The organism is Aminiphilus circumscriptus DSM 16581 (assembly GCF_000526375.1).
In the GTDB taxonomy this organism is placed as follows: domain Bacteria; phylum Synergistota; class Synergistia; order Synergistales; family Aminiphilaceae; genus Aminiphilus; species Aminiphilus circumscriptus.
Window position 1 is genome coordinate 582,737 of the sequence record NZ_JAFY01000002.1, and the last position, 24,779, is coordinate 607,515.

Below are 24,779 nucleotides of genomic sequence, written 5' to 3' on the forward strand. Positions count from 1 at the left end.
TCTTTATGAATTATGAATGGCCGTCGTAGAAAAAGCGACCGGATCGCGCCTCTCGGAATTCGTGGCCGGTGCTCAAAAATCCCCGGAGCCTTTCTCTCCTTTCGCAGCAATCGCCTCTATGATTTTTTCCGGCGTGAGAGGGAGGTGTGTGAGGTGCGTGTTCAAAGCTCTGTTGACGGCGTTGACAACGGCGGCTGCCGTCGGTACGGTGCTGATTTCTCCGATGCTTTTTCCACCGAAGGGCCCTCCGGGTTCATGTTTTTCAACGAGAAGAATTTCCACGTTGGGCATGTCCTGGGCAGTGACAAGATGATACCGTCCCAGGGAGTCGTTTTTCGGACACCCCGCCGCATCGTAGAGAATTTCTTCGGAGAGAGCCATTCCGATACCCATCTGCACCCCCCCGTAAATCTGACCTTTTGTCATCTGGGGGTGAATCGCTTTCCCGATGTCGTGGACCGCAAGAAAATCTGTCACCTTGACCAGCCCCGTGAACGTGTCCACCTCGACCTCCGCGAAATGAACGCCATAAGAGGCGGGGTTCGCACGGGGAGTATAGGTGAGAAAATCTCCGACTTCCTCTCCTAGTCCATGTGCGATTGCAACGACCATTGTTCCGTAATCGGCGATATTCTTGTCTCGTATGAAGACGCGCCCGTTTTCCAGTTTGATGTCGTCGCACATTTCTCCGAAGAGCCTCCCGAGTTGCTGAATGAAGCGGCGTTTTACTTTCTCGGCAAGCGCCGACATGCAGGACCCGCAGACGTACGTGACACGGCTCGCGATACATCCGGTATCGAAGGGGGAAAAGTGCGTGTCCCCCTCGGTGACGACGATTCTTTCCGGAGGAAGATCCAAGATCTCCGCCGTAATTTGTGTCATGACCGTAAGAGTTCCGTTTCCGAGTTCATGAAATCCGGCATTGACGATCACGGAGCCGTCCTCGCAGAGACGTAGTGCAATTCCGGTGAAATCCGGATAAGGGCTTCCGTAGTATCCGTTTCCGTGGGTTCCGCAGGCGAGGCCGATTCCTCGTCGATAACGACCGTCTCCAGAGGGCCGACGGAGGCGTTTTTTCCAGTCGAAACGTTCCATTCCCAGCTGAAGACATTCTCGAACGCGGGCGTTTCCGAGCGAGGGGGCGCCCGTCGGATCTTCGTCGCCGGGATGAACCAGATTTTTCAACCGAAGTTCGGCCGGATCCATGTCAAGCTTTTCCGCCAGGAAATCTAAATTGATTTCCGTTGCCGCGTGGATTTGGGGTGAGCCGAATCCGCGACAAGCGCCACTGGGCGTAGTCGTGGTGTAGGTTGTTTTTCCGATAAAAATTTGCGACGGAATTCTGTAGAGTCGCGATGTTTTCTTTCCCATCGCCATGGTTACACGGTGACCGCCGGTTAAATATGCGCCTGAGTCGGAGAGAACCTCCACTCGCCGAAAGACAAGGGTTCCATCGGGACGGGCGAGCGTTCTCACCGCTCCGATCGTGGCCGTTCTGGTGCGTGTTGCGATGATCGTTTCTTTCCTGCTCAGCGCGAGGCGCACGGGCCTTTGCGCTTCCATTGCCATCAGTGCGCAGGCAGGTTCCAGAATGACGTCCTGTTTGCCTCCGAAAGATCCGCCTACAGGGGCTTTGATCACGCGGACCTTTCCGAGGGGTAGGCCGAGGGTCTGTGCAAGGAGATAGCGGACTGTAAAGATCATCTGGCAAGGGGATTCCACGGTCAGGGTGCCGTCGTGATCCACATAGGCCAGGCAGATGTGATTTTCCATAGCGGCGTGGTGGATTTTCGGAGTTCTGACGATGGAGTCGGCAGCGACAAGCCCGTGTTCGTCAGGCTCCTCATCCCCATAACACAGGCGTCCCTCGAGAACCTGGGGTCGCCCTTCCAGTAACGGAGGGGCGACCAGCGCCTGTTCCGGGTCCAAAATGGGTTCGAAAGTCTCATACGTTATTTTTACCAATGAGGCCGCCGTCCGTGCCGCCTGGGCATTTTCGGCGAGCACTGCACCGATGCGGTCTCCGACGAAAAGAGGAAGATCGGTAAAAATACGTTCGTCACGGAAATCCTCCTGATCGGGGAGGGAGACCTGGCTGTTGAACCGGACGCCAGGGTCATCTCTGAAGGTAAAGACTCTTTTTACACCGGGGACTTTCATGGCTTCGGAATCGTCTATCGACAGGACTCTTCCATGCGCGACCGTACTGAGAAGAAGGCAGGCGTGAAGGCTTCCGTTCGGAGGGAGGTCCGCAAGATAGTGAAAGCGGCCGTCGATCTTTCGTTCGATGTCGATTCGCACAATGTCCTTCCCGACGTACTTGAGGACGGTGTCTTCTTCTTTTGCGACGATTTGGGTGGTTTTTTCGACAGAAGACATTTCTTTGTTCATTCAATCACCTCCCCAAGGTTTCTCCATAACTGATGTCCGAGGCCTTTGACGGCCTGGCGCTTATAGGGCATGGAAGCCCTCTTCGGTATCGTTCTCTCCACCGTCGCCGAGAGAATGCGGAGAAATTCCGATTCGGAAAGGTCGTATGACGGCGCTGAGGACAAGAACTCTTCGGCCTCTGATGCCCTTATCGGCCAGGAGCCCAGGGCTCCAAGATAGAGGCGCGGTTTCACGATGTATCCTTCTTGACGTCTCCATGAAGAAGAAAGATTGATTTTTGATATGGTAACTGCTCGACGGCTTCCTATTTTGCTGAAAAAAGAAAAATCATTTTCATTGAGGGGGATGAGGAATTTCCTGATATATTCTCCATGGCGTGCGAGAGAGGTCATGTCTATCGGATTCGCTTCTCCGGCAGGGACTGTCCTTCGGCTTCCATCGTAACGTTCGATGACAACCAGGGCGTTCAAGGCGCAGAGCACGGGAGGAAGATCCGCGGCGGCGGATCCATTGGCCACATTGCCCCCTGTCGTCCCTCTGTTTCTGATCTGGCAGGAACCCACCAGAGACGCGACGCCGGAAAGAGATTTGATTCCTGAGGAGATTTCCGTGGATTCTTCGAGTTCTTGAAACGTAACGAGCGCCCCGATTTCCAGGCAATGGCCCTTTCGCTCGATTTTCTTCAGCTCTTCGATTCCTGTCAGGTCCACTAAGTGCCATTTTTCCTGCGGATTTCTGTTGAGATGCACCACAAGATCGGTCCCTCCGGCGAGAAGACGCACGTCCGTATCCCCTCTTCCGAGAATGTGTCGCAGCTCGGAAAGCTCCTTAGGACGGCTGCTTCGCATGTTCGCCCATCCTTTCCGCGGCATTCAGAACGGCTTTGATGATCGGAATATATCCTGTACAGCGGCAAAGATTCCCCTCGAGGGCTCTTCTGACATCTTCTTCGGTGGGCGTCGCGTTTTTGTCGAGAAGAGCCTTGGCGGAAATGATCATTCCGGGAGTGCAAAAGCCGCACTGGACCGCGTCGTTTTCAATGAAGGCTCTTTTGATCGGCTCAAGTTCTCCGCGTTTTTCAAGACCCTCCACGGTTACGATCTCGCTGCCGTCGGCTTGAAAGGCCATGATTGTGCACGAAGTGACGGCCTTTCCGTTCATGAGGACGGTGCAGGCGCCACACTCTCCCTCCGAGCATCCCTCTTTGACGCTGGTGAAACCAAGCGTGTCTCTCAAGAGATCCAAAAGCCGCAAAGAGGGAGAAACCTCAGAAGAATATCGGTGGTCATTGACCGTCAGCGTTATCAGCACCTCGCCCACTCCTCTCTTCGGTTGTCTCGTTGTTTTCCATATTGAGAAATCTCTGAATAAGGCTACGTCAGCCCCGCAGAGCCTGATGCGACCCGCGTCAAGGGAAAGCGAAAGGTCTTTATTCAGGGCTTCCTCGAGATTGTTGAAAAAGAACGTCTCGCAAACGTCTTTTGGGGAAATGTTCTAAACGGTGAGCATGACTCAGGAGTGACGTAAAAATGATGCGATTCGCGTATTGCTATCATCGTGCAATTGTCCGTGGGAAGAGCGCATGCGAGGAAAGGAACGTCACGGAAATGTTTATGTCTTGTCTTGCAGTTTGATTTTTTATTAGAGGAAAAGGCGGGACCGAAAGGGGGGATATTTCTTTCGCCGGATGGATTTTGAGACGGGAATTCTCGTTGTAAGCAGAAAAATGAGGGAGGTAGAGCGATGTTCCGAAGACAGAAAGGGTTCCTGGCGTTCGTGGTTGGTCTTGGTGTGTTTTTTGCACTCGCAGGAGTGGTGGCGGCGTCAGAAACGCCTCTGGTGCTGACCGGAAAGAATCTCACCATTGAGGACATCGTCAGCGTCGCGGTGGAAGGCAGAAAAGTAGCGGTGTCCGAGGAAGCCATGAAAAACGTATCGCACAGCTATGATACAGTCATGAAGGCCGCCGTTGAGGGGATGCCGGTGTACGGTCTGACGGTGGGGGTGGGCTGGAACAAGGATCGTCCCGTTTTTACGACCGTGGAGGGTAAAAAAGTCCTTTCAGATGAACTGCTTAATATGTCAAAAAAATTTAATATTATTTCCCTCCGAGCGCATTGTGCTGGTGTGGGTTCCTTTTTGCCGGTCGAGGTAGTCAGAGCGGGCATGCTCTCACGGCTAAACCAGTTTTTGACGGGGATTCCCGGTGTGCAGCCGTATGTCGTAAAAATTTATGAGAGATATCTGAATGAGGGCATCACACCGTTAGTTCCCTCAAAGGGAACCGTCGGTCAGGCGGATATTACCCTTTCTTCTCATATCGGACTCGCGATGGTGGGAGAATGGGATGTGTTGTACAAAGGCGAAAGAATGCCTGCCCTCGAGGTCATGAAGGCGCTTCAAATCGAGCCCCTGGTTCCCGTCGGAAAAGATTTTCTTTCCATCCTGAGCACCAACGCCCTTGCTCTCGGGCAGGCCGCGTTGGCAGTTGCGGAGGCCGGGCATTTCCTTGAAATCTCTTATCCCGCCTTCGGTCTTTTCCTGGAGGGGTACAACGGCAATGTGGCGCCCTTCATGAAGGAAGTCGCGGAAATACGCCCCTTTGAGGGATATGTGGAAGCGGCGGAAAAGATGCGTAAAACTCTAGAAGGTTCGTATCTTTATAAACCGAGTGAAACACGAGCCATGCAGGATCCTCTTTCCATTCGTTCGATGGCGTACACGTTGGGAAACGTGGAGGTCGCTCTGAAGCGAGCACGTGCAGCCCTGATTCTCGCAGTGAACCATACGGACGACAATCCGGCGGTGATCTGGGATGCGAAAAAGGGTAAAGACAGGGATCCGCAGACATCTCGTTACTTCCTGGGAGACGAAGGAGCGATCTTTCCGACGGCGAACTTCGAGATTCTCCCCGTCGTAAGGGAACTCGACAGTCTGAACGTTGCCCTCGCTCAGATGTCAAACCGCCTTGTCATGCAGACAATCCGCCTTGAAGACCCGAAATTCACGAACCTGACGAGGTTTCTCTCCGATCCGGAGAATCCCGGTCATGCCTTTGGAGCCATCCAGAAGCCTCTTGTTGAAATGGATACCGAAAATCGCATGCTTGCCGCTCCGACTCAACTCGGAGCCATTGCGCTGGCTGGCAATATCGAGGATACGGCCGGATGTACGTTGATATCGGTCCGCTCGCTCGAACAGATAACGGAAAATCTTTATGGTATTCTTTCGCTTCAGCTTCTGCATTCCACGCAAGCAGTGGATCTCAGGAAATCTCAGATGAAGGACGAGCTTTTCATGGCGGAAACAACTCAAAAATTGTATGATGCCTACAGAAAAGTGGTTCCCTTCGTTGATCAGGACAGACCTTTCACAAAAGATATCGCCGAAGGCATCGAATTTTTAAAAAATATGCATTAAATTGTTAAAGTCACCTTCTCGGGGAGTCGTGTCGAAAATGCGCACGTGTTCTCCCGTGCAATCGTTGGTTGGATGAAAAACCACGACGCCGGTGTTTTCTGTAGAATTGTGCATCATGTTTTTGGTCTATGTGAAGGGCCTTTCGCGAGCCGGGCGAAGGCCCTTCCGTCTTTTTCAGATTATGGGAATCTCTGAATAAGGCTGCGTCAGCCCCGCAGGGCGCCTCGCAGAGCCTGATGCGACTTGAGGTCAAGGGAAAGCGAAAGGCCTTTATTCAGAGCTTCCTATGCTCTAAAGAGTGTGCAAAAAGTGCTTGCGGAGGGGGATTCAAAAAAAGAAGGTCATGGTGTATGTAGGTTGTCTGCAGCGCACAAGCAACCCTAGCCCTTAGGAGGCGATACACCATGACCGGAAAGAAGCATAGCAGTCGTTTCGCTGGAATGAAAGCCCTTTTCGGGAACGAAACGGACGCCCTGAAGACCCTGATGAAGGAAGTGCTGCAAGAAATCCTTGACGGGGAAATGACGGAACTCCTTGGAGCCGAACGACATGAGCGCAACACAGAACGTACGGGTTATCGGTCAGGCTACTATACCCGAAGTCTGGTCACGCGAATCGGCAAGCTGGAACTGCGGATTCCCAGAGACCGCAACGGAGAATTCTCCACGGCACTGTTCGAGCGTTATCAGCGCAGTGAGAAGGCATTGGTGGCGGCTCTGGCGGAAATGTATGTGCAGGGCGTGTCCACGCGCAAAGTGACGGCGATCACCGAGGAATTGTGCGGACATCGTTTTTCCGCGAGCAGCATCAGCGCCATCAACAAAGGTCTCGATGAAGCCCTGTCTCGTTTTGCGAACCGTCCCCTTGACGAAGAGTACCCGTATTTGATTCTGGATGCCCGCTACGAGAAAGTTCGCGAGAACGGAGTTATCCGTTCCCAGGCGGTACAGATCGCCATCGGAATCAACCGGGAGGGGCAGCGGCAGATCTTGGCGGTGGAATTGGCTCCCCGTGAAACGGCAAGCAGTTGGAAAGAGTTTCTTCTCGGGCTCAAGCTACGGGGTTTGCGCGGTGTCGAATTCGTGGTATCCGACGACCACGCAGGACTTCGTTCGGCCATCGGAGAGACCCTGCTCGAAGCATCTTGGCAGCGTTGCTACGTCCATTTTCTGCGGAATGCTCTGGATCATCTGCCCCGTAAGGCCGATGACGATTGTCTCCAGGAACTCCGCTGGATCTACGACCGCCGGGACATTATGGAGGCCCACCGGGATCTGACGTCCTGGATCACCAAATGGCAGAGGAAATATCCGAAGCTTGTTGACTGGGTGGAGGAGAACATAGAGGAGACGCTGACCTTCTACCGGCTTCCCAGAGCACATCACAAGCATCTGAAGTCAACCAATATGCTGGAACGGCTCAACGAAGAGATCAAGAGAAGGACCCGGGTCGTCCGTATCTTCCCAAACACCGATGCATGTCAGCGCCTGATACGGGCACTGTGCGTCGAAACCCACGAGGCGTGGCTGGAGTCCAGTCGCTACCTCAACATGGACCTGTTGATCGAACACAAAAAGGCACTCTTGGAAAAGTGTGGCTAATCGCCGCAGACGGCCGCCAAACACCATGAAAACCTTTTTGCACAACTTGACGCACACAACTCTTTTTCAGGAGAGAATGCGCGATCGTATCGGACGCTCAGAGGGTTCGGTGCGCGAAAGAAATGGACACCCTGATAACGTATAATACGCCTAGGAAACGACTTCTCAAGGAAGAAAGTTCCTCTCTTGCCTTCAGCGAGAGCGCAGCGCTATAGGACAGCGCTTGCATCTATTGCGCTCGCCTTCTTCGATGCTCCGATGAAGTGCATCGCTTTTGTTTCACGTGAAACCTTTCGTTCGCGTTCGAAAAGGGAGGACGTTTTCGGGCGGCGAAGCCGATCTGTGGCGGAGATGTGCTCAAAAGGATTCGAGCGTGAGGAGCGGTAGAGGCGTTCGTTCTTGTGTTATTCTCTGGGGAGGCATTGTGGTTGTCTTTTCGACGGAGCCTTATTCAGAGATTCCCTATGCCACAAGAGGTGAGGCGCCAGACTCCTTGACAAAATTCGCATCCCAAGGCTGCCCCCGGCGACTTCCAAGCTGCATGCTCCTATTATGATCGCAACTCTTCGGGCTATTTCTGCTCCCCAATTGAAACAACTTTATTCTAGGAGGTGTACGCATGAAAAAAATCTTTGCTCCCTGGAGAATGTCCTACATCGGTTCGATTCCTCCGAGTGACTGTATTTTCTGCGATTTTCCCGCCCGCGGGGACGATTGCGCCACATTCATTCTCCATCGTGGAGAGACCTGTTTCACCATCATGAACATCTATCCGTACAATCCCGGGCATGTCATGGTCATCCCTTTTCGACACGTTGCCGATTACGATGGACTTCGTGACGAAGAATTGCTTGAAATGCACCGGACGGTGCGGCAATGGCTGCGTGTGATACGCAAGATCATGGCTCCGCAGGGCTTCAATTTGGGGGTCAACGTCGGAAAAGTCGCGGGAGCGGGTGTCGCTGGACATGTCCATTTGCATATTGTGCCGCGATGGAACGGGGATACGAACTTCATGCCGGTCTTCGGCGACGTCCGAGTTGTCCCCGAAGCACTGGAAGCCACGTACGGCAGGCTCAAAGAGGGATGGAACGAAGATGTCCCGAGCGACGCATAAGGTGGAACAACAGGACTGCTTTCTTGAGCCCGCCACGTCATCGGACGTGGCGCGCACCATTCGTCGATCCCTTTTTCTCGGTCATGTTCGGCGGGCCACGACGGAAGAGGAAGCGCGAGACCACATTCGAGACATTTCAAGGCAATATGCGGATGCAAACCACAATTGCTGGGCTTATCGGGTTGGATATCCCTCCGTTCGTGAATATTATTCGGATGCGGGAGAACCTTCGGGATCTGCGGGGAAACCGATCTTGGGTGCCATTCTCCGGAGTGGGCTCACGCATGTTGTCGTTGTGGTGACGCGCTATTTCGGCGGCATTAAATTGGGAGTTCGTGGCCTCATCGATGCTTACAGCGGCGTGACCACCGAAGCCCTGTCCTTGGCGGGAGTGCGGGAATCACGTCTGTCCAGCCTTTTTCGCGTGACCGTTCCTTACGAGGGGTACCAGCTTCTTTTGCGTCGCCTCGCTCCGTTTGGTGTCACGGAGAGCGATCTCTTTCCGGATTTCGGTGCTTCGATCGTCTTTGACGTTGCCGTACCGCGCTCAATGGAGGATGAAGTGGAAGCGCTTTTCGACGGACATGCGAAGCGGGGACTGCTTCTCGCCTGGGAGCGTCGATCATAAAGAATGCCTGTGTGCGCAGCGTTATCCCGTAGTTGTATGCTGTTCGGGAGTCCGGAGGAAAGATTTTTCCTTCGGTGTTTTTTTTATAGAGAACACCCATGGAGCGGGTGCCGAAAATTCCGGTGCGATGACCTTTTGTAGGCTCCGAAAGTTTTTTCAGTCGGGACGAGAGGAACTCGTTCAAATCCTCCTTTACAATGTGCTTTCTCGCGGTCTTCCAGACGTTTCCAGACTTCGCCAAGGTGACTCCTCTTCGTCAAAAGGGGCTTTTCTGATTTCGTTGATCCGGGTCATCGCGAGTATTTCCCCTTCCTTCTCCTTCGGCGTTTGAAAAAAACCCTCAAAGAGATAACGGGATTCTGATTCGGGTCGTGCTTTCAATGACCTCTGTGCGACTCCTGGGATTTCTCCTCTGCAAAATGAGAAAATTCCACTTCACAGCGTCGGCCATTTTTCTCTTTTGCAACAAACACAAACGGACCGCCAGGAGCAGCGAAATGTGGACCACTCCGGCATTTTTCCGAAAGTCTACTCTTCCTCTGTCCATGATGAGCCATGCTTTTCCGGGAGTGAGATGAATCGATTGCTCTCCGGGAGGAAAAAGGCGCTTTCGTGTGCTCTGTCTTTTGGTGGGTCGGATGGTGTTTTGGAAGCTTTCGCCAGAGGAGAACTCTTTTGCTCTGATGCTCGGGGACCGAGTACAGGGTACAGCATTTCTTTCCTGTTGCAAGGACGCGTTTTCCCTCTGGGCGTGTCACGGAAAGAGAGACGTTTCTTTATCTTTGGAAGACCCTGAACACGCTTCTCGAAAAATGTTCACAGCGGGTCGAAGAGGCGAAACTCCTCCGCACAGAACCTGTTTCCCGCACCCAGAACGGCAGAAGTGAGGAATGTTGCGGTCTTGCGGGCCTTTTTTTAAGCGCAGTTTCGATTTTTGGAGATCCCCCATGGGCAGGAGAAAGTCTCTCGTCATGGTGAGATTGCACAGAGCCAAGAGCGCGTGCACGGACACCGGTATTTTTGGCGAGACGCTTGTAGCGGACTTTGGGAAATCCGAAGACGCATGTGACGATGGAGAAGACATGTTCGGGCTTTCCGAAACGGACCTTTGAAAGAGGACGGGTTTTCTCTTTCGCTTCTTCGGGGAGCGTTTGTGCTTCGTGGCGCTCTTTTGAGTATGGTCCACGGGCAGGGGGCTGGTCCAGATCGTCTCCTCCACCACGGCACGGTGTTGGCCGTCCTGGGAGAGAACGTTCAGTTGCGGGAAAAGCACCGGATGGAGGAGGCACGAAGATGCGACGCGCAGGAAGACAAGCTGGTTTGGCGAAAAAAGTTGCACAGTTTCGTCCGGTTCATATTCGTTTGCGGCTGGGGTGGGTCAATTCTTCGTGTCGCCTACGGGTCAATTTTTGATATCGCTTGACATCTCTTTACATGGGAGCCGTCAATACCTGTCTTTTGCGGGGCGATTCTCTCGAGTCGAAAGTTCCGCAGGGGATCGCACAAATCTCTTGCCTGAAATGCCCGGAGAAAAGCGACGTCGAAGAAAAGATGCGACGTCAAAAGAACAAAAAAAGTCAAGCCTTTTCAACGCTCTCGTCTGTGAAAATCTTCCCTCAATCGCTTTCGCGTCCAAAGCACCACGTGCCGGAAGTTCTCGGAAAGAATGTCGTGTACGTCGCCTCTGTGAGGATTTCCGCAAGGGGCGTCGATGTCCGAGAGCGTGCGTTTGATGAAACAGTCTCGCTTGCGCAAAAAAAGGGTTTCTCGTATACTCTCATTGTCAACCATAAATAAAAAATAAGTTGACAATGAGGGGCGATTGTGGATGGCACGCACGCGTACAATGGTTCTTGCTTCGCTGTTCGCTGGATTGACGGCTGTGGGAGCACAAATTGTTCTTCCATTTCCGCTCGTTCCGATGACTCTCCAGACGTTTTTCGTGCTTCTTTCGGGAATCCTTCTGGGAGCGAGGGGAGGCGTCCTCGCGCAGACCCTGTACGTTCTTATGGGCCTGCTCGGTCTTCCCGTTTTTGCCGGAGGTTCCGGAGGGCCACAGACGCTTTTTTCTCCCACCTTTGGCTTTCTCGTTGGATTCATCGCGGCAGCCTGGATCGGAGGGCGCATTGTGGAGCTTCCCACGAAGAGCGAGTCTCCCTGGCGGTACATCCTCGCCAGCGCAGTGGCTCTTGTGGTCATCTACGTTTTTGGCGTGGCAGGAGTCTTCCTGAACTTGAACTATCTCGCCGGAAAGCCGATCTCAATGCTCGCGACATTGAAAATCGCCCTTCTGCCCTTTCTTGTTCCGGATCTCCTGAAAGGGACCGTCGTCTCGTTGATCGCGATTCGAGTGGGAACGAGAGTGCGTGAACTTTCGCCGCTCTCTGGAAACATCTAGGTAGGGCCTTCTTTACAGAAAAGCTCCGAGATCGAGGTGTCCGGACTGAAAAAGGGCGTTCCTTCCGTTTGATGACGGAGGGAGCGCCCTTTTTCTCTTTCTGCTCCACCGGTCAGATTGTAGAACGGTGAGGAAGAGGAAGAAGCTTGAGGAGGAACGCGGAGGGGCCTCTCTCGAAAGAGGCGGTTTCCTCGGAGTTCAGCCCAGAAGCGTGCAGAAAAAGAGCGGATAAAGGAATTGACCTATTCTGATCAAAAAAAGAGTTCCTCTCTCCGGGGCTGTCCCGAAAGAAAAGAAAGCTGCCCTGCGGAGAAAGAGCATCGTTTCACGTGAAACACATGGCGTCGCAAAAGTAAAAGAGGAGGGACGTCGGGCTCTCTGCGCGGAGGGGTGAAAGCAGGCGTTGCGTTCGTTGTTGCAGCGAGAGAGACATGCCACAGCGACAGGGGGGCTGGGCCGAATCGCTCCCGGAAGGCCTCGGGCGGTTTCCACGGTACACCGTGGGAACCGAGAGGAAAAGCTGCTCCCGGTGAATCACCTGCGCCGGGGACCAGTGCTTCTTCATTCCCCGGCGCAGGATCTCCAGAACGAAGGGATCGGACAGTTTCAGAGACCTTCGACAGAATTCGCGAACCTTGCCAGAGCGGTCCTGAGCTCGAACTCCACTGTCGTCACGGGCGCCGCCGCCTGCGCGGAATCTCCCGGCGGATGGCGCTCCTGGAACGCCCGATCCGGGAAGCGATCACCTGTGGAGATACTCCGATTCGCAGGCCGATGACGATGATGATCTCGCGCTCGTCTCTGGGAAGATGGTGGTGGCTCATGGCCGGTTTCTCCCGCTAGTTGGCTGTTATGGTGACTCCATCTTAGCGAAGGACTTGTCATGGACCTACTTGTTTTTTTCTCGGGGGAGCTCTCCCTTGGTCCTTGTTGCGTTTGAAGTGTAAATCCGTCAGTGGTAAATCCACCGAGCAAGAACGCCTCACAAAAAAGCCAAGGGAAGCTCTGAATAAAGACCTTTCGCTTTCCCTTGACTCGGGTTGCATCAGGCTCTGCGAGGCACCCTGCGGGGCTGACGCAGCCTTATTCAAAGATTCCAAAAGAGGAAGCGGTGAGGCGTGGGAGTGAAATTTCGGTGTTTCGTCTCCGTTTTTGGGGGGTGTCTCCGGGAGGGGTGTTCCTTTCGTACCGCCTGTTCAGGTGTCACGCGACGGTGTGTGTCGCCTTGTCGAGGAAATTTCCGAAGCCGCATGCCCCTGATGCCTCCTCCGGAGGAGGAGCTGGCCGGAAATCAGGAGGGGGCCACGTGGATTATCAACGCTGAGGCATCATCGGTAAGATTCCCCGGACGTGCGAGTTCAAGAAGAATCGTTTCCGCTTCCTCCAGTGAGAGGTCCGGGTGACATCGTTCCTTCGGGAAGAGCTCATGGAATCCGTCACTCAAAAAGAGGAAGGCGTCATTCGGGCCAATGGGCATGGAGTGTTCGTCGTAGGACGTGTCGGGGTCGACACCGAGGAAAAAGCCTGGGGAGCGAACGAATCCCCGAAACGAAGCCGCGATGGCGAGAAACTGGCCGCCTCCTGCGGCGGCGTAGTGGAGTGTTTTTCGGAAAAAATCGAAGAGAAAGACGATGCCGGCGACGAAGGATTCTTCCTGCATGCAGGGCACGAGTTCTCTGTTCAGAAAGGCGAGGGTCTTTTCAGGAGAGAGGTTCCGCTCGCAGCTCTGCCGAAAGAGGAGGCGAAGGGCGGAGACCTGGAGCGCCGCAGTGAGTCCGTGTCCCATCACGTCCAGAAGACATCCCTGGAGGAAACGCCTGTTCTTGGACCATCGATAGTCGAAGAAGTCGCCGCTGACGTGTTGCATCGGGAAAAAGCAGGTGCGCACCGAGGCGGGTTTTTGTCCTGTGTCGTCCGCTGGAAGAAGTTGGCGTTGGAGTACTCCTGCTACACGAAGATCTCTTTCGAGTGCCTCGTGGTGACGCTTCAGTTCTTTTTTAAGCCGAATGGTCGCGGAACTTTTTTGCAATACCTCCAGGCATTGTGCCTCCCGAATTGGCTTGAGAAGATAATGGTTTACCCCCAGGCCGATGAGCTGGAGAAAGTATTCCGTGTCACTGTAGGCGGTGGCGACAATGACGATGCACTCCCGGTCGATCCGGCGAAGGTGTTCCACGAGAGAAATGCCGTCCATGACGGGCATGCGGATGTCCGTCATGACCGCATCGGGGCGAGCCGTTCGAAAAACGGCAAGCCCTTCCTCGCCGTTGGAGGCGGTGTGCAGTTCCCGCACGAATCTGCGGAGCATCTGCACTACGTCCAGGCGAATGAGTGCCTCGTCTTCCACATAGAGTAACGAGATGTCGAGTTTATCCGACACGGTTTTCTCAATCCTTTCAGGGAGGCGGTGTGCCTTTCCCTTACTATCCTATCCTATCCTATCCGAAAGGAACGAACAGAGAAACAATCCTCGCCTCGTGGGGAAGGTTTTCTTTTTGGAGGAGATCCGTTTTCCGTGTGGAGGATGGAGCGCTCCGAATCGTACTTTGAGCGTATCGCTCCGTTCCTCTGCGCGTGAGAAGATGTTGGGTCGCTGCCGTGTCTTCGACTGCGACAAAATGTTCCTTCCGGAAGGGTGGTGGAGAGAGAGGCAAGAGAGTGTTTCAAAACGTCATGCATATTTCGCCGCGGATGGAAAAATCGAGGGAAAACACAAGAAAGGATTGTTAAGGTCATCAATGATCAACTTCTTCTCCCTCTTCTTCTCCCTCATTTTTGAAGGAGCAGCCCCCCGAAAGAGCGCCGCCGGAGGGTGAAAAAGTTTTGCATTGCCTTCCGAGAGGAGTCCGCGGCGCCGTCTTTTCTGTCGTGTCCAGGTGAGTCGCCTTTTCTTTCTTTGCGGTTCGGCGCAGAGCCTGGGCTGGGTTTGCCGGATACGTGAGAGATTGCGTGTGGAGAAGCGAAGAGGAAATGAGATAAAATCTTGTGGAAGTTCTGAACAAACGTTTCGGAAAATGTTCACGGCGGGATGAAAAGAGAAGATATCCTGCAAAGAACCCGTTTCCCGCACTTCTGGCAGCGGAAAGGAATGATTTCCTCCATCTTCCGCCCTTTTAACCCCGGCAGCGATTTTTGGAGACACCACCTCCTGTGGACAGAAGAAACCCTCTCGCCATGGTGAGGGTACACAGGGCGAAGAACACGCACATGACACCGGTCTTTTTGGCGAGGCCTTGCACGCGCACCTTGGGAAATCCGAAAACGCATTTGACGATGGAGAAGACAGGTTCGACGGAAAAACGGCGACATCGGCGTCAGCGTTTTCAGAGATTTTTTGTATAATATAAAGGAAGCTCTGAATAAAGACCTTTCGCTTTCCCTTGACTCGGGTCGCATCAGGCTCTGCGAGGCGCCCTGCGGGACTGACACAACCTTATTCAGAGATTCCTAAGGAGCCTCTGAAAAATGCCGTGCCGATCGCGGAAAAACGCGATGCAATCGAAAATCGAGAGAGGGCAATTCCTACTTGATCAGGGTTTCCCTAAAGGTATTTCTATTCAAGGAAGTGAGTTTTCCTCCGTTTTGTTGTCCTGTGCGTGTATGCCTGCGGGTCCTCCGCAGGAAAGTCTGTATGTACGCTCCTTGTTGCAAGAGCGGGTTCGCCCGAAGCGTCTTCCGGCGGACAACGGACGAGGAGAGGTTTTCAAGAGACAGATCGACGAAAGGAGTTCGATGGCCGTGTCGTGTGCAATGCTCTCCCAAGGAACTCCGATGACATTGCTCTCGGGAATGTTTTTTGCGGGAGTGCTCCGGTCGTGTGGGTTCCGCCATGCGGCGTGACGAGCAACGCGAGTATCTGAAGGTGGTGGATGCGGCGCTCCTGCATCTGGAAACGGGGGGTGAGGCGGACCTGCTCCCGCGGAACATGCTGCAACTCCCTGCGGCGGGACGTCTCGTCTGCCATTTCCTCGTGGTGGAACACGGGGTCTTTTTTTCTGATCCCGATATCCTCATTCTCTGCGGCGAGGACGGTGTCTCCGTGGCCCATGTCATGGCGCTCGTCCTTCCTCTCGAACAGCTTCTCCGAAAGACGCCCCTGAGGTCTCTCTTTTCCTCCCCGGAAATTCTCGCCCTGACCTCCGAGGAGGAAATTCGCGTGGTGGATTACCTTGCGGCGCGACGAGAGATTCTCTCCATGCCGGAGGTAATCCTGGTTCAGCCCGCTCTCTGGCGCTCGTTCAGGCATCTTGAGGAAGCGAAGGCCTTTGCCGAGTTCGTGGCGAATTCCTCCGTGATGGGACATCCCGTCGTCACCCAAACTCCCTCTCTTCTGCAGCGCCTCTGGGCCCTGGCCGCGCTTGAAGGATGGAGGGCTCCCCTGCCGAAGAAAACGGAGGACATGCTCAACGCATTTCTCCGGAACATGAGCCGGGAGGAACGCCTTTTCGTCCTGTCCCGGAACGTGCGGGACAGCTTCGCCTTTCTCTGGGGAAGTCCTCTCACGGAGTGTCTTGCAGGGCAGGAAGAGACGAGCGAGATTATCTCTCTCCGGCGTGCCCTGCAAAGACTTCCCGAGACGTTGGTGGTAGGGGAGGTGCTGCGTTCCCTCGCGGAGGGACGACATGCGGAGGAGGAATTCCCTCCCGTCTCGGAGATTCCTCTTCAAGAGGTGTTTTCCGAAGCTCGGTGCGTCTCGCCCGAGGCTGTGGCCTCTCCCCAAAGACCGGCGCACCTTCGGAAACCGGGAACGCCCCAGGAATGGCCTGCCGAGGACGTTCGGGCGGACAGAAATGGGGAGCCGCCCGACATCAGTGCCCTTCTCCGTTTGCAGCGACTGCGTCGTATGGAAGGAAAGGAGCGGTCCTCCTGAGAAGGAATCTTGCCGCAGCAGCGCTTCTGCTCTTGCTCGCGATCCTTCTCTCGGTGGTGGCGCCGGAACTCCGCACCAGGGATGTCGTGGTCGCGATCTGCACCGAAGAGGAAGGATCTCTTCTCTTCGGCGCTTCCCGCATGGAAGAGGCCCTTCTCTGGGGAATGGACTACCTCAACCAGGATGCCTCGAAAAAAGGTGTGCGGTATCGCCCGGTGCTGCTCAGGGAAAGTCGCCCCCATCTTCTCGTGGAGGCCGCGAACCGCGCAGGGGCTCATGTGTTCCTCGCCGCAGTGACATCCTCCTTCGCCGAGACCCTGCTTCCCTACCTGGACTATGCAGGCATCGCCGCCATCTCTCCCACGGTGAGTTCGGGCGTGCTGGCCCGCCAGGGGGACCTGCTTTTCCGGACGCGTTCGGACAGCGCAGAGGAAGGGGCGTTCCTCGGCGGGATGGCGAGAAACCAGGGAGCCGGTCGCTATGTGGCGGTTCTGGGCAAGACGAATTTCACCTTCTCCGGGCGGTTTCTGACCCGCTTTCGGGAAGAGCTGGGAAAGGCGCCGCTGCGGGTGTTCACCGTGAGCGACTTCCTCTCCCGGGAGGAACTCCTCTCTCTTCTTCGGGAGGAGGAGCGTCTCGACGGAGCGCTTCTGGTTCTCGTGGATTACCCAATGGCCATGGTGGCGCAACAGTTGCGTCTTTTTTTCCCCGGTCTCTCGCTCTGGGTCGCGAGCCTCGGCACGACCGAGCGGGGGTCGATGCTCCTGGGGCGTTTCGGAGAGGGGGCGCATGCCGTGCTGAGGGTGCCTCCGGACCTGCTTTCCCGGGAACATCCCTTCGCGGTGTTTCTGCGGGAGCGGTATGCGGGGCAGCTGGAGCCCGTTGCCGTCTGCTCCGCCTTCACCGCGCTGGCCATGCTGGATGAGGCGGTACGCCTCGGAGGGCCGGACAGAAAAGGTATCATCAAGGGTCTTCGGTCGCTCGAACGAGTGCAGGGCATGGACGGCCCCTTTACGGTGGATGCCGCGGGGGACGCACATCTGCCGCTCTATCCCGCCACGTTCCGCCGGGGTGTCTGGCAGGTTTGGGACAGGATCTTCTTTCCATGACTCTCCGAAGACTTTTTCTCCACCTCGTGGTTTCCATGTCGCTTTTGGGAATGGTCATCCTCGGATTCCAGGCGGTGACCGCGGTTCGTATGGAGACGGAGCACCTGTTTCAGCGGGGAAATCTTCTCGCCGAGGAAACCCGGTTGCAGCTTCGCCGTCTCGCAGAGCGGGTGCTTGCTCAGGTGGCGTTGCTCGCGTCGGGGAATCCCCGGGAGACGGAACACCTTCTGCCGGATCTTAAAATCCTCGCCGTGGTGGAAGAAAACAGGGTGACCCGGGTGATCCGGGGAGCGCTCGTTCCGGGGATCGAACTGCCCAAGGAACTCTTTTCCGCGAGGAGGGGGGATGGGTTTTCCGGATGGGTGATCTCGCCCCTTCTCGATCCCCGGGGAGAGCTGCTGCTTGTCACGGAGGTGTTCTGGAGGAACACGTCCTATCTGCTCGCCCTCCGTCCGAACTTCGACGACCTGTCCATCCTCACCGGGTCGAGCCTCGTCCCCCTGCTTCTCCGCACCGACGGCCGGGTGATCTGGAGGGCCCCCAGGGAGAGCGTGCACCCCCTGGGCAATATTGTGGCGGATCGGGGCATCCTGGAGCGGAAACTTCTCGGAAAAGAGGGGTGGCATTTCGTCCCCTTCCCCTCCGTCGGCGAGTCCCTGTGGGTTCGGGTGGAACCGCTCGACGTGGAGGGGATCGCTGCGGCGGTGATCCTGCCTTTCTCCGCGGTGCTCCGAGCGCTGTTCCGTGCCCTTGTCCCCTCTCTTCTGCTCTCCCTTCTTCTGGGAGGAGTGCTCCTCTTCTTTCTCCATCTCTGGCGGAACAATTTCCGCCCCCAGATCCTCCGTCTGGAAGGGCTTTTGCGCCAGGTACGGCAGCAGCTCGAGAGAACGAGGACATCCGAGGAACTCGCCCTCGCCATCGAACGTACCGGCGAGGCCGTGGCGCGGCAGCGGGAACGGGTTACGTTCCGGGAAATCGCCTCCGTACTGGACACCATTGCGGAGGTTTTCGGCGTCATCGCGGGGCAGCAGGAAGAGCTCAACGCCTTTCACGAGGAAGTGCACGCCATGAACGTTGCCCTGACGGAGACGAACGATGCCCTTCGTGAGCGCGAGCGCGTTTGGGGCAAAACACTCGAGGTGGCTCAGACGGTGAGTCGGAGCGGAGACATGGTGTCCGAGATGAAGCGCATCGCCGAGACGATTCTTGAGGTGGGGCACGCTTCGGGAGTGATCATCGACCGCCTGGAGGAGGAAACGCTTTTTCCCGTCGCGTGGGCGGGATACGACAGAGCACCTCTCTTGATCCCCGTGGCGCTCTCGAAATCCCTCGTCGGAAGGGCGGTGCGGACGGGAGAGCCCCAATGGATAGAGCGGGTGGGGGAGGACGAGGAATATGTGGCTGTCGTGGAAGGAATCGTCTCGGAGGTGGTCATGCCGCTGCTGCAGGGAGGCGAGCCCGTGGGGGGGCTTACCATGAGCTTCACCCGTTTTCGCGGGAAGGATAGTGAACTTCTCGATACGCTCGTTCCCGTGGCGTCGGCCCTGGCGGGTTTCCTCTACATGGAGCGGGCTCAACGGGAGATCAAGGAATCCTACCACTACCTTGTGGAAAAACTCCAGGAACTCACCGCGCTCTACCATGACGAGACCGCGGAACACCTGCAGCGCATGGGGGCCTATTGCCGGATGCTTGCGGAAGTACTCGGACGCAGCCCGGAAGAGCAGGAGGAGATGTTCTTTCTCGCCAGAGTGCACGATCTGGGAAAGTTGCGGATCCCCAGGGAACTTCTGACAAAACCCGGTCCCCTCACCGCGGAGGAGTTTGAGATCGTGAAGGAGCACGCCCGGGCCGGGGCGGAGATCCTCGGTGACGCCCGGTGGCTCTCCATGGCCAGAACCATCTGCGTCAGCCATCACGAGCGATGGGATGGCAGTGGGTATCCCAATGGCCTCAAGGGGATGGAGATTCCCTGGGAGGGGTGCGTGGTGGCTCTGGCGGATGTGTACGATGCCCTCCGTTCTTCCCGGGCCTACAAGCCGGAACTCTCCCACGAGACAGTGCGCCGCATCATTCTCGAAGGGGACGAGCGCGTGCGCCCCGAACATTTCCATCCTCGCCTGCTGGATTTCTTCCGGGAGCATTCGGACCGGTTCGCCGTCATCTACGACAGTGCCCGCGAATAGGTCGGACCTTTCCCCGCCGCCGGCGGGAAAGCTGTTACGTGGTTGCGAGAAATCCGTAAGCAAGAGATGGTACCCTTGCTGCGCAGGAATGCGGGAAGGGTGATAGTGCATGGGGCTCGCTGTGATGGCGCCGGATGTTGCGCGCGAGTGGGATGTGCTTGTGGAGACGATTGAGGAGGGGGCCGTGTATTCGGTTTTTCAGCCCATCGTCGACGTGGGAGCAGGGAGCGTGTGGGGATACGAGGTCCTTTCCCGGGGTGAGATTCCTCCTCTTGAATCCCCTGCGGCGCTCTTCAGCATCGCTGCATCCTGTTCGTTGGACTGGGAGACGGAAGAGGTGTGCCGCGAAGCGGCTCTTGCATCCATCGGAGCAATGAAGGAGAAGGGCGGTGCCCGCTTCTTCTTCAACGTGAGTCCCTCGGTGTTCATGGACCCTCGTTTTATCGACGCCTTCACTCCGGAGATCCTGCGAAAGTCGGGACTTTCTCCGGAAATGATCGTGTTGGAGATCACCGAGCAGAGTCCCGTGGAGGACGACCGGCGTTTCTCCGAAACAGCGGCCCGTTTCCGCGCCGCAGGGATTCCCCTCGCCCTGGACGACCTCGGAGCCGGGTTCAGCGGCCTTCGGATGCTCATTCTCAGTTCGCCCCAGTATCTCAAGCTCGACATGACCCTCGTTCGGGATATTCAGAACGATGGCTACCGGCGTCAGTTGGTGCGCACTCTCTGCGACTTCGCGGCCCAGGTGGACGCGAGGATCGTCGCCGAAGGAGTGGAAACCCTGGAGGAGCTGCAATGTCTCGTTCGTCTCGGGGTGCGCTATGCCCAGGGCTATCTTTTCGCCGCGCCGGCGCGGACCTGCGTCACGCCTCCGGGACATCTTCTCGAGACGGCAAAGGTGCTCTGGGCCGCCTCCCAGGGTGCGTCGACGGACACGCTGGAGAGTATCGACTTCCTTGTGCGCCGCTGTCTCGCCCTGCCCAAAGGAGGAATGCGCGGCGAGGACGTGCACCGTCTTTTCCGCAAGGACGGGAATCTGGACCACTTCGTCGTCCTCGATGGGGCGAAGCCGGTTGGTCTCGTCACGCGCGAAGGGTTTTCGGCCCGCACCGGCGGCGCCTTCGGCTATCATCTGCACGAAAAGCGCCCCGTGGAAAGTCTGGTGCAGAGTTCCTTTCTCTCCGTTCCCGAGGGGTGCGCCGTGACGGAGCTGGCGAGCCTCGCCATGGAGCGCTCCCGGGACACGCTCTATGATCCCGTGGTGGTTGTGGATGAGGAAGGCGCCTTCGTCGGTACCGTGACCATGAAGCAGATCGTCACCCGGGCGGGTGTCCTGGAAGTGGAGATGGCGAAAAACAGCAATCCCCTGAGTGGTCTTCCGGGAAACCGTCAGATCGAACGGTGGATCAAGACCATCCAGGAGGACGAGCCCCTGTTCTCGGTGGTCTACGCGGACCTGGACCGCTTCAAGGAGTTCAACGACCGGTACGGTTTTCTCCGGGGGGACCAGCTCATCCGGCTCACCGCGGAAATTCTCCAAAGAGGGCTCTCCCTTCTGCCTCCCCGGAGCCGCCTGGGGCATGTGGGAGGGGACGATTTCGTCTTCGTGGTGCCGGGAGAAGTGCCCTGCGAAACGTTGGAAACGCTATGTGCGGCCTTCGACGAGGAAAAACGGGGGCTTTTCAGCACCGAGGATTTCTGTCGGGGATGCTACGAGGCGGAGACGCGGACGGGGGAGCACTGTACCGTTCCCCTGGTCACGCTGAGTCTCGCCGTCGTGGAGAGCCGGCGCCTTCCTGGTGAGGTGCATCCGGGGCTTCTCGTAGAGGTTGCGGCTTCCCTGAAGAAGAAGGTGAAACAGATCACCTCCAGGGAAGGGCGCAGTTTCTATTTCTTCGACCGTCGCGACCACGGAAAATGATGAAAAAGGACGCATGCGCGAGACGCCAGGGGACTATCCCCGGGCGTCTCGCGCATGCGGAGGAGCGGTCGTTCCTCCCGAAGTGGAGGTTGCGCCGATTTCTTCCGCGTCGCATCTGCGCTTCAGCTGTGCTACACTTTTCAGGAAGCGAAGTTCTCACGAACCTTTTTTATCGAAGGGAGGCTTTTTCATGGAAAAACCCGCTGTCACCGATGTCCCTCTGAACGAGCTGCTTCGTCGTCGCTGGAGTCCTCGGGCCTTCGAGCCCCGTCCCGTGGAGAAGGAGGTGTTGCGACGCATCTTCGAGGCGGCGCGCTGGGCTCCCAGCGCCTACAACGAACAACCCTGGCGTTTTCTCCTCGCGTCGAGAGACCAGGAACCGACCTTTTCACTGCTCCTGGGATGTCTCGTGGAGCAGAACCAGGTGTGGGCCGCGAACGCGGGAGCTCTCGCGGTGGGGGTTACCCGAAAGTTCTTTACGCACAACGAAAAACCGAATCGTCACGCTCATCACGATCTTGGGCTCGCAGTGGCGCAGCTCACCCTCCAGGCGGTGGCGGAGGGGATCTTCGTCCACCCCATGGCGGGGTTTTCCCTCGAACGGGTACGCCAGGTCTGGAGTGTTCCCGAGATCTACGAACCGTTGGTGGCCCTGGCTCTGGGATATCCGGGCGATCCGGATACTCTGGGCGAGGATCTCCGGCAGAGAGAATATGCTCCTCGGGAGCGCAGATCCCTGGAGGAACTTGTTTTCAGCGGAGCCTGGAACGATCCGTTCTGGAAATGAGCATGCCCTGAGAGGGTGAAAAGATGGAAATGTCCCCTGAAGAAGCGCCTGAGAGTGTGGGGCGATTCAAGGCCCTGAGGGCGAAGCTGTTGGCTCCTTTCGGCCGATTCGCCTTCCTTTCCCGGCGCAAGCTCGGTCTGAGCGCGGCGGTCGTGCTTAGTGTCGCCATTTTCGGATGGGGAGCGTGGGTTCAGTACCGGGAGCGGGGTGCTCCGGGGCCGTCCTTTTCCCGCTTGAACCGCCTGGAGGAGTTTCTCTACGCGCCTCTGGGCGTGCCGCTCCGGGAGGATCCGGAGGCGGATCTCCTCGCCCTGGGGTGTCTTTCCGAGGATCTCCTGTCCTTGAAAGAAGGCTCGCTTCCCGACTTCGCGGCATTCCTGACGGTTTCACCGGAGGACGGCGCAGGAAACGGAGGCATGTCCGGCGAGGTCCCCGCTCCCAGAGATTCCCGGTTTTTTGCCCTTGATGGAGAGGGTGTGTTCGCCCTCTTCGAGCGGCGGGAGGAAAAGCCCTTTCTCCGGCTTCTCCAGGTGGAAGAACGCCGGGTCCCCGTCAAATGGGGGCTTCGGGTGGGTGAGCCCGAGGAATATCTGCTCCGAGCCCTGGGACGTCCCACGGTTTCCTCGGCGGATCTCCGGTTCTATCGGGATCGCTGGGGAAGCGAGGTCTTCATCCGTGTGGACGAGGAGCGTATCGTCGCGCTGGAGTGGCGTTATCCGGAGGATCTGCACTTCCGATGACGTCGAAAAATACAGCGCAGCTCAAGGCTGCCGTGGCAACGCTCTCCTGGGGTGCGTCCTTCGTGGCCACCAAGATCGCCCTCCGGGAGTGCGCGCCTCTGACGATCATTTGGATTCGATTTCTCCTGGGGCTTCCCGTTCTTTTCCTCCTGGCGGCGTTTTCGGAACGAGAACATCTCCGGAAGGAGGGCTTTTCCCTCGGTTGCCTCCGGTCCGCCCTTCCCGAGAGAAGAGAATGGCTTCCTCTGACAGTGCTGGGATTTCTGGGAGTGCCGTTCCACCATCTGCTGCAGTCCACGGGCCTGCGCACCGCTCAGGCCGCTACATCCGCATGGATCGTCTCCACTATTCCGGTCTTCATCGCGATCCTGGGGCGGCTCTTTCTGAAGGAACGTTTCGGGAAGAGGGGCGTTCTGGGGCTCCTTCTCGCCGCCACGGGAGTGCTCACCGTGGTGACCAGGGGGCATCCGGAGCGTCTGCTTCTCCTTCAGGATTTGGGATTGGGAGATATTCTCGTGCTCCTCAGCGCCGTCAACTGGGCGGTCTTCTCCGTGGCGTCCCGGAAGCTCCTGGGATCTTCCGGTCCGGGAAAAAGCACCTTCTGGGTCATGGCCCTCGGGTGGCTCCAGACATCGCTGCTCTTCGTCTTCAGCGATCATGTGCGGGAGCTGGTGGCCCTTTCGGGCGCCGTCTGGATGAGCCTTCTCTTTCTGGGAATCTTCTGCACGGGGTTGGCCTACGCCTTCTGGTACGATGCACTGCGCACCCTTCCCGCCTCCAAGGTGGGGGTTTTCATGTACCTCAATCCTCTTTCCGCCACGGTGGTGGCGGCGGTCTTCCTCGGAGAGGTACTGACGGGAGCGACCCTCACAGGAGTTGCGGCGATCTTTCTCGGCGTGTGGTGCGTGAACAGCCGTTGAGCGTTGGGGTTATTCCTCTTGGAGTTTTCGATTCTTCCGCAGTCGCAGTACGTAGGCTGCCACGAGAACGACACAGAGCCCCAGGGTGACGACGGTGATCTTGTGAAGGGAGTTCATCACGAGGACCTGATTGTTGCCCACCCAATAGCCCACCAGGGCGAGGACCACCACCCAAATTCCCGCGCCGAGGGCGGTGAAGAGGGAGAAGACCGCCAGGTTCATCCGGGCCACTCCCGCCGGAAGGGAGATGTACTGGCGGATGCCCGGGATCAGCCTCCCCACGAAGGTGCTGATGTGCCCGTGCCTGGCGAAGAAACGGTCGGCCTTGTCAAGTGTCTCGGAGGAGACGAGGACGTATTTCCCGAAGCGCTCGAAGAAGGGGCGACCGAAGCGAACGGCGATCCAGTAGTTGAACCAGGCTCCGAGGAGACTGCCGAGGATGCCCATGGCGATCACCACGGGAAGGCTCATTTCCCCCTGGGAGGCGAGATACCCCGCGGGAGGAACGACGACTTCACTGGGGAAGGGAAAGAAGGACGACTCCAGGAACATGAGGGCGGCGATGCCAGGATAGCCGAGTTTACCGATGGTGGCGACGATCCACGAGATGACGGCGGACAGCATGAAACACACTCCTTCACAAAACGTATGGGAAAGCGGAGGTCTTGCATGACATGACTCCAGGGCAAGC

19 protein-coding genes are annotated in these 24,779 nt (G+C 56.8%); 12 read left to right on the top strand and 7 right to left on the bottom strand.

Going from position 1 to position 24,779, the window contains the following annotated elements; genetic code table 11:
• Positions 1 to 72 precede the first annotated feature (72 nt).
• From K349_RS0103395 to K349_RS0103405, 3 genes are read right to left on the bottom strand one after another with little or no spacing between them, the layout of a single operon-like run.
• On the bottom strand, positions 73 to 2,391 hold the full coding sequence (locus K349_RS0103395; RefSeq protein ID WP_026368460.1) for a xanthine dehydrogenase family protein molybdopterin-binding subunit: 2,319 nt from the start codon (positions 2,389 to 2,391) through the stop codon (positions 73 to 75).
• Positions 2,388 to 3,239, bottom strand: a complete 852-nt coding sequence (locus tag K349_RS0103400) for an FAD binding domain-containing protein (RefSeq protein WP_026368461.1) — start codon at positions 3,237 to 3,239, stop codon at positions 2,388 to 2,390. The genes K349_RS0103395 and K349_RS0103400 overlap by 4 nt, the downstream gene beginning before the upstream one ends.
• On the bottom strand, positions 3,220 to 3,711 hold the full coding sequence (locus tag K349_RS0103405; RefSeq protein WP_157367267.1) for a 2Fe-2S iron-sulfur cluster-binding protein: 492 nt from the start codon (positions 3,709 to 3,711) through the stop codon (positions 3,220 to 3,222). Before K349_RS0103405 ends, K349_RS0103400 begins: the two co-directional genes overlap by 20 nt.
• Positions 3,712 to 4,134: 423 nt before the next feature.
• On the opposite strand from K349_RS0103405, the gene K349_RS0103410 reads away from it, so the two are divergent.
• From K349_RS0103410 to K349_RS0103450, 5 genes are all read left to right on the top strand, one after another.
• A complete protein-coding gene (locus K349_RS0103410; RefSeq protein WP_026368463.1) occupies positions 4,135 to 5,811 on the top strand; it encodes an HAL/PAL/TAL family ammonia-lyase in 1,677 nt (558 codons plus the stop codon).
• Between the two features lie 440 nt (positions 5,812 to 6,251).
• Complete coding sequence (locus K349_RS0103415; protein WP_420834450.1) at positions 6,252 to 7,412, top strand: IS256 family transposase; 1,161 nt, start codon at positions 6,252 to 6,254, stop codon at positions 7,410 to 7,412.
• A 619-nt stretch (positions 7,413 to 8,031) separates the two neighbouring features.
• Complete coding sequence (locus tag K349_RS0103420) at positions 8,032 to 8,529, top strand: HIT family protein (RefSeq protein WP_026368464.1); 498 nt, start codon at positions 8,032 to 8,034, stop codon at positions 8,527 to 8,529.
• A complete protein-coding gene (locus K349_RS0103425) occupies positions 8,510 to 9,157 on the top strand; it encodes an IMPACT family protein (protein ID WP_026368465.1) in 648 nt (215 codons plus the stop codon). Before K349_RS0103420 ends, K349_RS0103425 begins: the two co-directional genes overlap by 20 nt.
• A 1,828-nt stretch (positions 9,158 to 10,985) precedes the next feature.
• On the top strand, positions 10,986 to 11,555 hold the full coding sequence (locus K349_RS0103450) for a biotin transporter BioY (protein ID WP_026368468.1): 570 nt from the start codon (positions 10,986 to 10,988) through the stop codon (positions 11,553 to 11,555).
• A gap of 671 nt (positions 11,556 to 12,226) precedes the next feature.
• On the opposite strand, the gene K349_RS19035 is transcribed toward K349_RS0103450, so the two are convergent.
• The 3 genes from K349_RS19035 to K349_RS0103470 form a co-directional block, all read right to left on the bottom strand.
• On the bottom strand, positions 12,227 to 12,379 hold the full coding sequence (locus tag K349_RS19035; protein ID WP_157367268.1) for a helix-turn-helix domain-containing protein: 153 nt from the start codon (positions 12,377 to 12,379) through the stop codon (positions 12,227 to 12,229).
• Between the two features lie 467 nt (positions 12,380 to 12,846).
• Positions 12,847 to 13,935 (bottom strand): PP2C family protein-serine/threonine phosphatase, encoded by a 1,089-nt coding sequence (locus K349_RS0103460; protein ID WP_026368469.1) that lies wholly within the window; start codon positions 13,933 to 13,935, stop codon positions 12,847 to 12,849.
• A 291-nt stretch (positions 13,936 to 14,226) separates the two neighbouring features.
• On the bottom strand, positions 14,227 to 14,697 hold the full coding sequence (locus tag K349_RS0103470; RefSeq protein ID WP_026368471.1) for a hypothetical protein: 471 nt from the start codon (positions 14,695 to 14,697) through the stop codon (positions 14,227 to 14,229).
• Between the two features lie 675 nt (positions 14,698 to 15,372).
• Between K349_RS0103470 and K349_RS19295 the strand changes: the two genes are divergently transcribed.
• The 7 genes from K349_RS19295 to K349_RS0103510 all read left to right on the top strand — a co-directional run bounded on the left by K349_RS19295 (position 15,373) and on the right by K349_RS0103510 (position 24,088).
• Positions 15,373 to 16,425: a hypothetical protein gene (locus K349_RS19295; RefSeq protein ID WP_026368473.1), complete on the top strand. Its 1,053-nt coding sequence runs from the start codon at positions 15,373 to 15,375 to the stop codon at positions 16,423 to 16,425.
• A gap of 32 nt (positions 16,426 to 16,457) precedes the next feature.
• Positions 16,458 to 17,534: an ABC transporter substrate-binding protein gene (locus tag K349_RS0103485; protein ID WP_026368474.1), complete on the top strand. Its 1,077-nt coding sequence runs from the start codon at positions 16,458 to 16,460 to the stop codon at positions 17,532 to 17,534.
• Positions 17,531 to 19,720 carry an HD domain-containing phosphohydrolase gene (locus tag K349_RS17740; protein WP_026368475.1) on the top strand — a complete coding sequence of 730 codons (2,190 nt, stop codon included), beginning with the start codon at positions 17,531 to 17,533 and terminating at the stop codon, positions 19,718 to 19,720. Before K349_RS0103485 ends, K349_RS17740 begins: the two co-directional genes overlap by 4 nt.
• A gap of 109 nt (positions 19,721 to 19,829) precedes the next feature.
• Positions 19,830 to 21,641: a bifunctional diguanylate cyclase/phosphodiesterase gene (locus K349_RS0103495; RefSeq protein ID WP_026368476.1), complete on the top strand. Its 1,812-nt coding sequence runs from the start codon at positions 19,830 to 19,832 to the stop codon at positions 21,639 to 21,641.
• 190 nt (positions 21,642 to 21,831) lie between these two features.
• On the top strand, positions 21,832 to 22,428 hold the full coding sequence (locus K349_RS0103500) for a nitroreductase family protein (RefSeq protein WP_026368477.1): 597 nt from the start codon (positions 21,832 to 21,834) through the stop codon (positions 22,426 to 22,428).
• 23 nt (positions 22,429 to 22,451) lie between these two features.
• Complete coding sequence (locus K349_RS0103505) at positions 22,452 to 23,168, top strand: hypothetical protein (protein ID WP_026368478.1); 717 nt, start codon at positions 22,452 to 22,454, stop codon at positions 23,166 to 23,168.
• On the top strand, positions 23,165 to 24,088 hold the full coding sequence (locus K349_RS0103510; protein WP_034264223.1) for a DMT family transporter: 924 nt from the start codon (positions 23,165 to 23,167) through the stop codon (positions 24,086 to 24,088). Before K349_RS0103505 ends, K349_RS0103510 begins: the two co-directional genes overlap by 4 nt.
• Positions 24,089 to 24,097: 9 nt before the next feature.
• Here K349_RS0103510 and K349_RS0103515 read toward each other — a convergent pair whose 3' ends face one another.
• The gene (locus tag K349_RS0103515) at positions 24,098 to 24,712 is read right to left on the bottom strand and encodes a DedA family protein (protein ID WP_026368480.1); all 615 of its coding nucleotides are present in this window, start codon (positions 24,710 to 24,712) and stop codon (positions 24,098 to 24,100) included.
• Positions 24,713 to 24,779 lie beyond the last annotated feature (67 nt).